Origin of the sequence: Brevibacillus sp. HB2.2 (assembly GCF_013284275.1) — a bacterium.
In the GTDB taxonomy this organism is placed as follows: Bacteria; Bacillota; Bacilli; order Brevibacillales; family Brevibacillaceae; genus Brevibacillus; species Brevibacillus brevis_D.
Genome location: NZ_JABSUV010000023.1, coordinates 56,019 through 68,979 on the forward strand (window position 1 = coordinate 56,019; position 12,961 = coordinate 68,979).

At 48.7% G+C, this 12,961-nt stretch carries 12 protein-coding genes; 10 read left to right on the top strand and 2 right to left on the bottom strand.

From position 1 onward, the window contains the following. The first annotated feature begins 3 nt into the window (after positions 1-3). Positions 4-819 (top strand): TrmH family RNA methyltransferase, encoded by an 816-nt coding sequence (locus HP401_RS17650; RefSeq protein ID WP_016739036.1) that lies wholly within the window; start codon positions 4-6, stop codon positions 817-819. Between the two features lie 105 nt (positions 820-924). On the opposite strand, the gene HP401_RS17655 is transcribed toward HP401_RS17650, so the two are convergent. Then, positions 925-1,644, bottom strand: a complete 720-nt coding sequence (locus tag HP401_RS17655) for a DUF2225 domain-containing protein (RefSeq protein WP_173605928.1) — start codon at positions 1,642-1,644, stop codon at positions 925-927. A gap of 458 nt (positions 1,645-2,102) precedes the next feature. On the opposite strand from HP401_RS17655, the gene pheS reads away from it, so the two are divergent. The 3 genes from pheS to zapA all read left to right on the top strand — a co-directional run bounded on the left by pheS (position 2,103) and on the right by zapA (position 5,934). Further along, entirely contained in the window at positions 2,103-3,137 is a 1,035-nt protein-coding gene (gene pheS, locus HP401_RS17660) for a phenylalanine--tRNA ligase subunit alpha (protein ID WP_087345341.1), read from the top strand. 15 nt (positions 3,138-3,152) lie between these two features. Next, on the top strand, positions 3,153-5,576 hold the full coding sequence (pheT, locus tag HP401_RS17665; protein ID WP_173605929.1) for a phenylalanine--tRNA ligase subunit beta: 2,424 nt from the start codon (positions 3,153-3,155) through the stop codon (positions 5,574-5,576). Between the two features lie 82 nt (positions 5,577-5,658). Further along, positions 5,659-5,934, top strand: coding sequence for a cell division protein ZapA (gene zapA / locus HP401_RS17670; RefSeq protein ID WP_007728510.1), 276 nt, complete (start codon positions 5,659-5,661; stop codon positions 5,932-5,934). A gap of 95 nt (positions 5,935-6,029) precedes the next feature. On the opposite strand, the gene HP401_RS17675 is transcribed toward zapA, so the two are convergent. Then, positions 6,030-6,404 carry a phage holin family protein gene (locus HP401_RS17675; RefSeq protein WP_041749319.1) on the bottom strand — a complete coding sequence of 125 codons (375 nt, stop codon included), beginning with the start codon at positions 6,402-6,404 and terminating at the stop codon, positions 6,030-6,032. A gap of 245 nt (positions 6,405-6,649) precedes the next feature. On the opposite strand from HP401_RS17675, the gene HP401_RS17680 reads away from it, so the two are divergent. From HP401_RS17680 to HP401_RS17705, 6 genes are all read left to right on the top strand, one after another. After that, entirely contained in the window at positions 6,650-9,007 is a 2,358-nt protein-coding gene (locus HP401_RS17680) for an endonuclease MutS2 (RefSeq protein WP_064200969.1), read from the top strand. A 17-nt stretch (positions 9,008-9,024) separates the two neighbouring features. Then, positions 9,025-9,435: a DUF350 domain-containing protein gene (locus HP401_RS17685; protein ID WP_007728502.1), complete on the top strand. Its 411-nt coding sequence runs from the start codon at positions 9,025-9,027 to the stop codon at positions 9,433-9,435. Positions 9,436-9,716: 281 nt separating this feature from the next. Then, positions 9,717-11,015 (top strand): nucleotide sugar dehydrogenase, encoded by a 1,299-nt coding sequence (locus tag HP401_RS17690; RefSeq protein WP_173605930.1) that lies wholly within the window; start codon positions 9,717-9,719, stop codon positions 11,013-11,015. A gap of 145 nt (positions 11,016-11,160) precedes the next feature. Continuing rightward, positions 11,161-11,748 (top strand): sigma-70 family RNA polymerase sigma factor, encoded by a 588-nt coding sequence (locus HP401_RS17695; RefSeq protein ID WP_173605931.1) that lies wholly within the window; start codon positions 11,161-11,163, stop codon positions 11,746-11,748. Beyond that, complete coding sequence (locus tag HP401_RS17700) at positions 11,727-12,488, top strand: DUF4179 domain-containing protein (protein ID WP_173605932.1); 762 nt, start codon at positions 11,727-11,729, stop codon at positions 12,486-12,488. The genes HP401_RS17695 and HP401_RS17700 overlap by 22 nt, the downstream gene beginning before the upstream one ends. A gap of 106 nt (positions 12,489-12,594) precedes the next feature. Continuing rightward, complete coding sequence (locus HP401_RS17705) at positions 12,595-12,795, top strand: cold-shock protein (protein WP_012685372.1); 201 nt, start codon at positions 12,595-12,597, stop codon at positions 12,793-12,795. Positions 12,796-12,961 lie beyond the last annotated feature (166 nt).

The following is a 12,961-nucleotide window of genomic DNA, read 5'->3' on the forward strand; positions in this document are numbered from 1 at the left end:
TTTATGACAAATGAAATCATTACTTCAGTACAAAACCCTCTGGTAAAGCGATTGCACCAGCTGCTATCACGGAAAGGACGGGAAGAGCAGCAGCGTTTTCTCGTGGAAGGGGCGCATCTGGTAGAAGAGGCGTTAAAAAGTGGGGCGGAGGTAGTCACGGTGATTTACGATCAGCAGCGTGACATGGACCCTGCTTGTCAGCGTGCTCTGGCTAATCATCCGGAAGCTGTTCAGGTCATTGCTGCGTCAGAGACAGTGCTGGCGAAGCTGTCCGAAACGAAGTCACCGCAAGGAATTGTGGCCGAAGTGAAAAAAACAGCAGCAGATTGGGCAAAATGGGTGGATCAGAAGAGAGAGGAACAAGGAAGCTTACTGCTCCTCTTTTTGGACGAAATACAAGACCCGGGCAACCTCGGCACGATTTTGCGCACAGCAGAAGCGGCTGCAATCGATGGTGTCGTACTGGGGAGTGGCAGTGTCGATATTTACAATGGAAAAGTGGTACGGGCAACAATGGGGGCACTGTTCCGCATCCCGGTCTTTACACAATCGTTAGTTGACACGGCTGATGAATGGAAGGCAAAGGGAGGGAGAGTTCTCATTTCTTCGTTGGAGCAAAACAGTGTTTCCTATGACGAGGCTGATTATGCTGGTCTGACGGCACTGGTCATCGGCAATGAAGGAAGAGGCGTCTCCAAAGAGATGTTTGCCAAAGCTGATCAATTCGTCCACATTCCGCTTTACGGCGGAGCGGAGTCGCTGAATGCAGCGGTTGCGGCAGGAATATTTGTCTATGAGGCACAGCGCAAAAGAAGATAATAGGGAAAGCCGACATCCTCGAGAATAATGAGGATGATCGGCTTTGTTTGTGTGATCCACCGGAATGATTACATGGGACCTACATTAAAAAAAAGATCGGCATGTCTAGCCGATCTTTTGCTCGTTCTTTTTCTCTTTATACTCTTCACGAGCGAGTTGCCATTGATCCTGCGCCATCCGGATAATGCCGCTCTCAATGGTGTGGTTGCGAAAGGCGAGAGCCTTGCCGAAATATTTAATGGCTAAGTCAAACTTTTCGAGTCTGCGATAGAGCTCACCAATCAAGTACAGCAAGCGGACTTCGGTCATTTCTTTGTCACCGCGTGTATAATCGGAATGAATATACGATTGTTCATATTCTTCCACGGCCATATCGATAAAGCGCATTTCTTCCGTGACATTTTTTTGGTATCGATAAAGCCATGCAAGGCGCAAATACAGACCTGCTTTTACAGAATGGGGCTGATCCGTTATTTCAGCTGCATAAATAGCCAGCTTGTAGCTGACAACGGCTTCTGGTACGTGTCGAACCTTGCCAAAATCTTTTGGCTTCCATTTCGAGGAGATTTGTTCATCCACAATCTGTTTTTGCCAGGGGGCGAGCTTGTCCCGGAATTGATCCGTAAAAGCAAAGCCGCATTCAGGACAGACATTGACGGTATATAAAATGGGATTTAAAGATTGTTCTTTAAAAGTGGTATAAAAATCGCTGTCGCGGTTGACCATCGTCAACGTGCCGCTTCTGATCCTTTTGGTCGAAAAGGTCGCTTGGCAATGGCGGCAGCTGCTTGTCTTATCGTAAAGGGCGGAAACATTATCTATCATGTCAAAATCCCCTTTCGAATGGGTAACATACACTTGAAAACACAATCTGGATATGTAACATTTGTAGAATTGAAAGTTCTCTCTTGTTACGCTATAATTTTCCTTACGTCACAATTATAACGTAAAGCGATGACGGAGACTAGTACGCAGGACCTATCTGTTTTTTCAGGGAGAAGATGCCACAGACTGCGAGCATCTTTAACATGATAGCTGCCGAATTCACTCCAAAGCCGCACTCTGAACCGCTTTTCGCGCAGTAGGAGCAGCCGGGTCATACCCGTTACCAATGATCTGAAGTGAGACAAATGTCTCTTTCCACTAGTGATATTGTCATGGAGTTGTCACAGGGTGGAAGCGAATTGTCTAACAAGGGTGGTACCGCGAGAAAAAAGTAACTCGTCCCTTTTTGAGGGGCGGGTTTTTCTTTTTCCAAAACAGAAATAAAGGAGCGATTCGAAGTGCAAACTCGGTTGCAAGAAATGAAAGAGTCCGCACTGGGCCAAATCAGCCAAGTGACAGAAGCCGCACAACTTCAGGATTTGCGCGTCAAATACCTGGGGAAAAAGGGCGAGTTGACAGAACTGCTGCGCGGCATGGGCAGCCTGTCCCCAGAAGAGCGTCCAGTTGTAGGTCAGCTGGTGAATGAAGTAAGGGAAGCGCTGGAGGCAGCGTTCTCCGGTAAACAAAAAGCATTTGAAGAAGCGGCTCTCTTTGCCAAGCTTTCTTCTCAAACGATCGATGTGACACTGCCTGGACGCCCAGTACCAGCAGGCACCATGCATCCGCTTTCTCGGATCATTGAAGAGATCGAGGACATCTTCATTGGCCTAGGCTTCGAGGTGGCAGAAGGTCCTGAGGTTGAAATGGACCACTTCAACTTCGAGATGCTGAACCTGCCGAAGGATCACCCAGCACGCGATATGCAAGATACGTTTTACGTCACAGAAGAGCTGCTGCTCCGTACGCAGACATCCCCTGTGCAAGCACGTACAATGTTGAAAAAAGAAGGCAAGACCCCGCTCAAAATGATCTGCCCGGGTAAAGTGTATCGCCGTGATGATGACGATGCGACACATTCCCACCAATTCACGCAGATCGAGGGTCTTGTGATTGATAAAAAAATCGGGATGAGTGACTTGAAAGGTACCCTCTTGACGTTTGCCCGTCAAATGTTCGGGGAAAACCAGCAAATTCGTCTGCGTCCAAGTTTCTTCCCCTTCACGGAGCCTTCCGTAGAAGTAGACCTGCAATGCTTTAACTGCGGCGGTCACGGTTGCCGTGTTTGTAAGCAAACAGGCTGGATCGAGATTTTGGGTGCTGGTATGGTACACCCGCGCGTACTGGAAATGGCCGGCTACAACCCTGAGGAAGTCAGCGGCTTTGCATTCGGTATGGGTGTGGAACGAATTGCGATGCTCAAATACGCGGTAGAGGACATCCGCCATTTTTATACCAACGACGTTCGTTTCCTGCGTCAGTTCAATCGAGGCTAGAGAGGAGAGGTAAAGATGAAGGTATCGTACCAATGGTTATCTGAATACGTCGATCTGAGTGGAACGACGCCCCAGGAGCTGGCTGAAAAGCTGACTCGCAGCGGGATTGAAGTAGACGCAGTTGAATCGCGCAACGAAGGTGTATCCGGTGTTGTGATCGGTTATGTAAAAGAACGCAGCAAGCACCCAGATGCAGACCGTCTCAACGTATGTGTGGTTGATGCAGGACAAGGAGAAGACCTGCAAATCGTTTGTGGTGCAGCGAACGTAGACAAGGGACAAAAAGTTCTCGTTGCCCTGATCGGTGCGAAGCTCCCAGGTGGTCTGAACATCAAGCGTTCCAAGCTACGCGGTGTAGAATCCCAAGGGATGATCTGCTCTGCAAAAGAATTGGGCTTAAACGACAAGCTTTTGGCAAAAGATCAGCAAGAAGGCATTATGGTTCTGCCAGCGGATGCGGAGATCGGAATGGATGCTGTTTCGTACCTCGGCTTGGATGACTACGTGCTGGAATTGGGATTGACACCGAACCGTTCGGATTGCTTGAGCATGTTGGGGGTTGCTTACGAGGTTGCTGCTATCTTGGGCAAAGAAGTGGTATTCCCGCAAATCGAGCTGACCGAAAACGGTGGCGACAACCCGATCCAAGTTAAGATCGATGCGACAAATGAATGCTATCAATACCACGGTCGTCACTTCACCAACGCCAAAATCGCGACATCTCCGCAATGGATGAAAAATCGCCTGATGGCAGCAGGAATTCGTCCAATCAATAACGTGGTAGACGTAACGAACTACGTCCTGCTCGAGTACGGTCAGCCGCTACATGCTTTCGATGCGACACAGGTAGCTGATCGCTCTATTGTCGTTCGACTGGCAAACGAGGGCGAAAAGCTCGTGACATTGGACGATCAAGAGCGCGCGCTGGATGCACAAACCTTGCTGATTGCCGACCAGACCAAAGGCTTGGCGATCGCTGGTGTAATGGGCGGAGCGAACTCCGAAATTACTGGTGAGACGAGTGAAATCATTCTCGAAGCAGCTTGGTTCACGCCAAAAACAGTGCGCCGCACAGCTCGTATGCTCGGCATGCGTACAGAAGGCTGCGTACGTTGGGAAAAAGGCGTTGACCAAGCACGTGTACAAGAAGCTGGTGAGCGCGCCGCTGCGCTGATTCAGCAACTGTCTGGGGCAACAGTATCCAAAGGAATCAGCTCTGCTGTTGTAAGCGAAGCTGCGCCTGCTGTTGTTTCCGTTACGCTTGCAAAAATCAATCAGCATCTCGGAACCGACATGTCTGCTTCTGATGTATCGCCGATTTTCGAGCGTCTGCAATTCCCGTATGAAGTAGCGGGCGACAAATGGACGGTAACCGTTCCAACGAGACGTGGCGACATTACGCTGCCAGAGGATTTGGTGGAAGAGGTTGCACGTCTGTACGGCTACGACAACATTCCGACCAGCTTGCCTTCTGGTTCGACCACACAGGGACAGCTGACAAAAGAACAGCAATTGCGCCGTACGATCCGTCATCACCTGATCGGTACTGGTATGAATGAAGCGATTTCCTATGCACTGGTTCATCCAGATCGTGTTGAGGCAGTAGCGGGTCTGCATCAGGAAAAAGTAAACCCTGTTGCGCTCATGATGCCAATGAGTGAAGACCATAGCGTTCTGCGCACGAGCTTGATTCCTAGCCTCTTGGAAACAGTCGCTTACAATAAAAACCGCCAAAACCACGATGTTGCGATTTTCGAATTGGGCCGTGTGTTCTTGACAAAAGAAGAAACACTCACCCAGCTTCCGGAAGAGCGTCTGTATGTAGCAGGTGCATTGACTGGACAACTGCTCACACAAAACTGGATGGGCGCCAAGCAGCCTGTTGATTTCTTCCAAACCAAAGGGATTGTGGAATCACTCTTCGCTCGTTTGGGCATCCAAGCTACCGAGTACAAAGCCGTTCAAGACATCGCAGGTATGCACCCAGGACGTACCGCAGAGGTATGGGTAGGAGAAAAACGACTGGGCTATCTGGGGCAAGTTCATCCGGGCACAGAAAAAGCGTATGATCTGACCGAAACGTACGTATTCCAGTTGGATGTAGCTGTTTTGATTGATGTAGCTGCCGAGGTTGGACATTACAATCAGCTGCCGAAGTCCCCGGCGGTAACGCGTGACTTGGCTCTCGTTGTCGATCGCAGTGTAGCTGCTGGTGCATTGGAAGCAACGATTCGTGAAGCTGCAGGAGAGCTGCTTGAGTCCGTAACCCTGTTCGATGTATACATGGGTGAACGTATTGCCCAGGATAAGAAGAGCATGGCATTTGCCCTCGTATTCCGTCACGCAGAGCGTACCTTGCAGGACGAAGAGATTCAACAAGTGACTACTGCTGTCATCGAAGCTTTGAAAAACAACACAGGTGCTGAATTGCGCGTGTAACACAGCTTGACGAAATCTGACATTTTCAGTAACCTAAAAAAGGATAATGTAGAGCAAAGGTCGCAGTAGGGAGGTACCTCTCGTGCAAGGTGATGGGAAAAATCGTTTGACGGTGGACATCTTTGGCCAACAATACCGGCTCAGCGGCAAGGCAAGTGTCAATCACATACGCATGGTGGCCGGTTTCGTTGATGACAAGATGAACGAAATCGCAAACGGCAACCATCGACTGGATACTGCCAAAATTGCCGTACTTTCTGCAGTCAATATCGCGGATGAATACTTCCGCTTACGTCAGGAGTACGAAGAACTGCTGAAAATCATTCAGGAAGAGGCAAAGGCTAAACCGATAGATTAAGGAAAAGAGGGGCGAAATGCCTCTCTTTTCACGTTGTGGGTAAAAGGAGAAGAGCCACCCCGTCTTTGATGGGATGGCTCTTTGTTGCATTTTTCCTATGTCTCCTGCTTGTTCCCGGCATCTCCATTGCGCAAATCCATATGGGTTTTGATCGGGATAAACAAGTCGATGATCCCAATTACCAAGGAAGCCAGGAGCGCTCCAAGAATCGTTACGCGGAAGCCAGAGACGATGAACTGTGTGAGATAAATCACGACGGCACTGACCAAGAAGCCGATAATACCCCGATTGTACGGCGAAATTCGTTCTCCGAAAATGGCTTCTACGGCCCAGCCAATCAGTGCGATGACAACGGCCGCGAGCAGAGCTGTCCAAAAACTGCTAACTGAAAAGCCGGGGACCAGAAAGCCGACAAACATCAGGACTACGGCAGCGACGATAAAGCGGACGATATGGCGCATGATCGTCAAGTGTACTCCTCCTTTAGGGTTGTTTCACCTTTCATTCTCTCACGCAAGGAGCTGAACTATGCCAAACGAAAACGTGTAAAATTATCCTTCGCCGGTGGTGCCTGTCCGAAGCTATCCGTTGCCCAAGTTTTCTAAGCTCCGCTGCCATGCTATAATGAGGAGATATCGTAATGATTGCCGGTATAGACCGTCGCTCCCGCCCGCACGGTACAACGGTCGCCGCTGGATAAAGAAGGAGGAGCACAGTGGAACAACGGGTTTTAAAGACGTTAGAATACGATAAAATAGTCGCCCTGTTGATTGACAAGGCATCTTGCACATATGGAAAAGAAAAAGCATCAGAGCTGATTCCTTTTTTACGCTTGGATGAAGTCATTACCGCTCAGCAAGGGACTGAACAAGCAGCAACCGTGTTACGCTTAAAAGGCAGCGTACCGCTCGGTGGCATTCGCGATATCCGCGGCCCCGTACAGCGCGCCAGATTGAACGCCATGCTCGCCCCGATGGAATTGCTGGATATCGCCAGCACCGTTATGGCCGGACGCAGGCTCAAAACGTTTTTGCTCGATATGTGTGACGATCACGAGCTGCCATTATTGCAACAGCAGGCAGAGCGTATTGAGGGCCTGCGCGAGTTGGAAACCGAAATTCGCCGCTGTGTTGATGAAAACGGCGATATTTTGGACAGCGCGAGTCTTGAATTGCGTCAGGTGCGTCAGGAGATTCGACAGCTCGAGTCCCGCATTCGCGAAAAGCTCGATCAAATGACACGCTCGTCTACGTACCAAAAAATGCTGATGGAAAACATCGTTACGATTCGTGGAGACCGTTTCGTCATTCCGGTGAAGCAGGAGTATCGTTCGGTATTCGGTGGAATTGTTCACGATCAGTCGGCATCCGGGGCGACGCTCTTTATCGAACCGGAAGTGATCGTCGAGATGAACAACAAGCTTCGCGAGCTTCGTCTGCGCGAGGAGCGTGAAGTGGAGCGCATTCTGTATGTGTTGACGGAGCAAGTATCCTTTGCGGTAGAGGCTTTGGTCGAGAATACAGAAGCACTGACAGAGCTCGATTTTATGTTTGCCAAGGCGCAGCTTGCCTGGAGCATGAAGGCGATTTGTCCACGCATCAATGATCGCGGATACGTGAACATGCGAAAAGCGCGTCATCCACTCATTCCACGTGAAGTTGTCGTTCCAGTAGATGTGGAGCTAGGTGGAGAGTATCAGGCAATTGTTGTGACGGGTCCGAATACAGGGGGGAAAACCGTTTCCCTCAAAACAATCGGACTGCTGTCCTTGATGACGATGGCGGGCTTGCATATTCCGGCGGAGGAAGAGAGCGAGATGACTGTATTCTCCTCCATTTTTGCCGATATCGGGGATGAGCAATCCATCGAGCAGAGTCTGTCAACATTCTCGAGCCATATGACCAATATTATTCAAATCTTAGCGAAAATGGATGACAAGAGCTTGGTGTTGTTTGACGAGCTAGGCGCAGGAACAGACCCAACAGAGGGTGCTGCTTTGGCCATGTCCATCATCGACCATGTGATTGATTCCGGTGCGAGATTGGTTGCAACGACTCACTACAGTGAACTGAAGGCGTATGCCTACGATAGACCCGAAGTCATCAACGCCAGCGTAGAATTTGACGTACAGACGTTGCGTCCTACTTATCGCTTGCTCATCGGGGTGCCTGGCAGATCCAACGCGTTTGCCATCGCAAGACGCTTGGGATTGCCAGAACATATCATTGATGTAGCGCGTGGCTCGATCAGTGAGGAAGACAATCAGGTCGAGAGCATGATTGCTTCGTTGGAGCGTAATCGCAAGTCGGCGGAAGCAGACAGGTTGGCGGCAAAGGCAGCCCGCCAGGAAGCGGAAGAACTGCGTAGACAGCTCGAGGAAGAGCGCGCCCAATTTGCTGAAGAGAAAAACAAACGAATGGAGCGAGCAGAAGACGAAGCGCGAATTGCCGTCCAACTCGCAAAAGAAGAAGCGGAAACAATCATTCGCGAGCTGCGCGAAATGATGGCAGAAGGCATGGAAATCAAGGAGCATCGTCTCATCGATGCGAAGAAGCGCTTGGGCAATGCCGTGCTTGAGCTGGAGAAGGAAAAGGTGAAGAAGCCGGCAAAAGCAGTTCGAGCCACGCAGATCAAGGTGGGCGACGAGGTAATGGTGACGAGCTTCGGACAAAAAGGAACCGTGCTGGAAAAGGTAAACAATGAAGAGTTCCTCGTGCAGATCGGGATCATGAAAATGAAAGTAAAACGCGATGATATGCATGTACAAAACTCCATCCAGCAAAAACCGCAAGCGGCTCCGTATACCTCTGTGAAGCGTCGCAGTGACAATATCAAGATGGATCTCGACTTACGCGGCTACAACGTCGAGGACAGCATTCGGGAAATCGATCAGTTTTTAGATGATGCACTGCTGGCAGGCTTGCACTCGGTGTCTATTATTCACGGACACGGGACAGGAGTACTGCGCAAAGGCGTGCACGAGTATTTGCGGAGTCATCGTAATGTAAAATCCTTCCGCTTAGGCGGTCAAGGAGAAGGCGGCGTAGGTGCTACCATTGCCGAATTGAAATAAGAGGTCGGGAGGGACATATGGAAAGCCTTCTACACAATCCATATTTTGCAACTGCAGCTTATTTTACAGTGTCTGGACTGGCGATGGTTTTATTCTTAGCCATTTTTGAACTGGTGACGCGATATCGTGTTTGGGAAGAATTGAAGCGTGGGAACATGGCAGTAGCAATGGCAACAGGCGGGAAAATTTTTGGGATCGCGAACATTTTCCGTTATTCCATTCAGGCGCATTTGTCTTTGGGCGAAGCGTTGATTTGGGCGACATTCGGATTTTTCCTGTTGCTGTCTGCGTACTTCATTTTTGAATTCATGACCCCAACGTTTAATGTTGATCAGGAAATTGCGAAGGATAACAGGGCCATTGGCTTTATTGCGATGGTCCTGTCCATCGGTTTTTCGTATATCATAGGGGCATCCTTGCCTCGTTAGACGGGTTGAACGATATTTCAAACGAGAGTATAATTTGATTTGGCGAAAGAGTACCAAACTATTCTGCCCAATCAACGTCCTTTTTACGAAAAAGAGGACAAGCCAAGATTGTATGGGGGAGGAACAGCCTTGGAAACGTTGTACAAGGTCCTCATCGGATTGTGTGTGCTTTTTATCGCTGCAGGTGTTTACTACCTGTCCTAAAAATATACGCAAGTTGGCCGCGTGACTTCTACAGTCATACGGACCTTACTTGGAGAATGTGAAAGAGGAGATACGCAATGACTCAACCTGTACGCGTAGCTGTTGTGGGATTGGGGTTTGTAGGCTTGCCGTTGGCGCTTACCTATGCCATGAAAGGAGCAAACGTCATCGGTATTGACGTCTTACCGCATGTCGTCGATGAGATCAATGCGGCACATTCCCATCACCTGGAGTCCTATCAGGGAAAAACGTTGCCAGAGATCCTCAAAGAGCAGATTGAAGCAAAACGTTTCCGTGCAACGTCCTCCTACGAGGAAGCTGCTGCGGAAGTCCATAACTATATTGTAACAGTCGGATTGCCTGTTCATAACGGCGATCCTGATCTCGGTCCGTTGAAAAGCTGTGCACAATCGCTCGGTCGTGTACTGAAAAAAGGCGATACGATCATGATCCGCAGTACCGTCGTACCAGGAACGACAGAAGATGTGATTCTGCCGATTTTGGAGGAAACAAGCGGTCTTGTTGCGGGTGTCGATTTCTACCTGACATACTGCTCGGAGCGAATTGCAGAGGGGCGTGCTTTTGAAGAGTTCATCCATATGCCGCTCGTTTTGGGTGGCATCAATGAACAAAGCGCTGAAAAAGGTAAAGAGTTGTTGTCCTTCATCAGCGAGACCGACATTACGATTACGGATATCCGCGTAGTCGAGACAGCAAAAGTCATCGAGAACATCCAGCGTGATGTGAACATTGCGATGGTGCAGGAATTCGCTCGTTTCTCTGAGGCATTTGGCATCGATACGTTCGAGCTGATCAAGGTTGCTAATACGCACACACGTGTAAACCTGTTATCGCCAGGACCGGGTGTAGGCGGCTTCTGCTTGCCGAATGCGTTGTACTACTTGCAGCCTAAAGCACGTGAATTGGAAGTAAACCTGCCGATTCTGCAACTGGCTCGCAACACAAATGATGCGGTGCCTGAAGTGTTGATCGGCATGCTCGAGCAAGCCTTGAAGAAGAATGGCAAGACATTGGCAGGAAGCCGTGTAGCTGTATTGGGAATGGCGATGAAAGACTTTTCCAATGACGACCGTGTAAGCCCTGTCCACGACCTGATCAAGGTGCTCATGGCAAAAGGAGTAGACGTTCGTTCCTACGATCCGGCTGTTCCGACTGTGTATGATCACAAGGTTGACAGCCTGGACAAAGCAGTGAATGGAGCAGATGCGTTGTTCCTGACTGCTGTACAAACGGAATTTGCCGAGGCGGATTGGGCTCATGTTGCTGAAAAGATGGCTGACGCACCGATCCTCTTCGATACAAAGAACCGCATCCCGCGTGACCTTGTCAGCAAGGCGACTGTGGTGCGCATTTAATTCTTGAACAAGTTCCACTGATTTGAATGCCAAAACCTCTCTAAACGCACGTAAAAGCGTTTGGAGAGGTTTTTTTCATAAAGTAGTGAACCATATTGAACGAGAGAGCCAATACATGGTGTATACAATTTCAGGGGGCCCTCCGATGAATGATCAAATGTTAGAACTGTGGCTGGACCGTTTGCTTGATGGAGATCAAGAAGCTTTTGAGGTGATCTACAGCATGACGCGGACAAAAATTTACGGTACCGTAGCAGCCATGGTCACGAATAAAGAAGATGTTCATGATATTGTAAGCGAAATTTACTATCAGCTATGGAGATCACTGCCTGCCTATGATCGCAAGCGTCCGTTTCTTTTCTGGGTGAATGGGATTGTCATTAGACAGGTGAATAACTGGCGTAGACAGATTTGGAGAAGATTCCGTCTATTAGAACGAAAACAGAGCTTGGAAGAAGAGCAACATGTCGAAACACCGGATGAGCCAATGCTTGCGATGGAGTCTGCCACAGAGATGCAGCAAGCAATCCAAAAGCTGCCGTTCAAGCTGCGTATCGTCGTCATTTATCGGTATTACTACGATTATACGTACGACCAGATAGCCGAACTGCTGCAAATACCTGTGGGGACAGCAAAATCGAGAAATCATCTAGCATTAAAGCGAATCCGCGAGTGGATTGACGTCGAATGGAATGAGGAGGAGCTCCAAATATGTCTATCGAAAAAATCATAAAACAGTCACTCACCAAGCAAATGGACGAAACCACGATCCCTAATGAACTCGATCAGCGCATCAGGCAGTCCTTTCATCGCTATCACAAAAAAAAGGAGACTGTATCGATGAAGAAAAAATTAGTTATGATGGGATTAGTTGCTGCTATTATACTGCCGACTGGAGTATATGCGGCTTTAAATGGAACCTCTTATTTTGCAGACAATCCAAAAGACTTGAACGGTTTGGTGGGTGAAGAGGTTAAGCAAGCAGCGGCAAAAGGGTTGTCCATTCCGATCGATCAAAAAATTACCGATCAGGGGATTACGATTCATTTTACGGAAGTGTATGCGGAAGATAGCAAGGTTCTGCTGCACTATCGCATTGAACAACAAAATGGAGAACTGGTGCCTTTCGAATTCGATACGACTGGTTTAAAAGTGGTAGGCGAAGAAAATGGCAATCCTGTGTACCAGGATAAAGGCGTGGAAGGTACAAGTTTCCTAAGCTTTTTCGGGACCAAAGAGGATAATATGCCTTTCTACTTAACAGACGAGTCCGGTAAGGAATTAGAGGTGGGAATAGCCGATCATAACAAGCCAGAGGGCGTTCTTGCCTTCACCTCGCGTGAATTCAAGCTACCACAGCCACTCACTTTAAATATCGATGTGAACCGGATCGGTAAAACAAAGGGTAACTGGAAGGGACAATTTATTGTGGACCAGAGCAAAGCCAAAGAAGCAACAGAGGCTGCGAAATAGGAGAAAAAAGTTTGGTCACGTATAATAAGCCTCGTAAATGGCAATAGTAACCGAGGTAAGACAATATTTCAAATGTCATGTAAGGGTTACATGCTAGGAGGCAAAAATGGAACGTGGAAGAGTAAAGTGGTTCAACAGTGAAAAAGGTTTCGGTTTTATCGAGCGTGATGGTGGAGATGACGTATTTGTTCACTTCTCCGCTATTCAAGGCGAAGGGTACAAATCCTTGGACGAAGGGCAAGAGGTGGAGTTTGACGTAGAAAACGGTCAACGAGGTCCTCAAGCGACGAACGTTCGGAAATTATAAAAGCTGAAACGACAAGCAGACTCACATGGTGGGTCTGCTTTTTTATTTAGGTAGTAACTACAGTGGAGGAAAGAAGTGAATTTCCAGTCTACGCTTCGGAATGCGACCAAAAGTATATTTTTGTAAATCCACATCATTTGTCCAACACGCTTTGTCCGTCTTTCGC

Bases quoted from the DNA above. Each gene is read 5' to 3' on its own strand.
- HP401_RS17650 (WP_016739036.1), top strand. From the start codon at position 4: ATGACAAATGAAATCATTACTTCAGTACAAAACCCTCTGGTAAAGCGA.
- HP401_RS17655 (WP_173605928.1), bottom strand. From the start codon at position 1,644: ATGATAGATAATGTTTCCGCCCTTTACGATAAGACAAGCAGCTGCCGC.
- pheT (WP_173605929.1), top strand. From the start codon at position 3,153: ATGAAGGTATCGTACCAATGGTTATCTGAATACGTCGATCTGAGTGGA.
- HP401_RS17685 (WP_007728502.1), top strand. From the start codon at position 9,025: ATGGAAAGCCTTCTACACAATCCATATTTTGCAACTGCAGCTTATTTT.
- HP401_RS17690 (WP_173605930.1), top strand. From the start codon at position 9,717: ATGACTCAACCTGTACGCGTAGCTGTTGTGGGATTGGGGTTTGTAGGC.
- HP401_RS17695 (WP_173605931.1), top strand. From the start codon at position 11,161: ATGAATGATCAAATGTTAGAACTGTGGCTGGACCGTTTGCTTGATGGA.
- HP401_RS17700 (WP_173605932.1), top strand. From the start codon at position 11,727: ATGTCTATCGAAAAAATCATAAAACAGTCACTCACCAAGCAAATGGAC.
- HP401_RS17705 (WP_012685372.1), top strand. From the start codon at position 12,595: ATGGAACGTGGAAGAGTAAAGTGGTTCAACAGTGAAAAAGGTTTCGGT.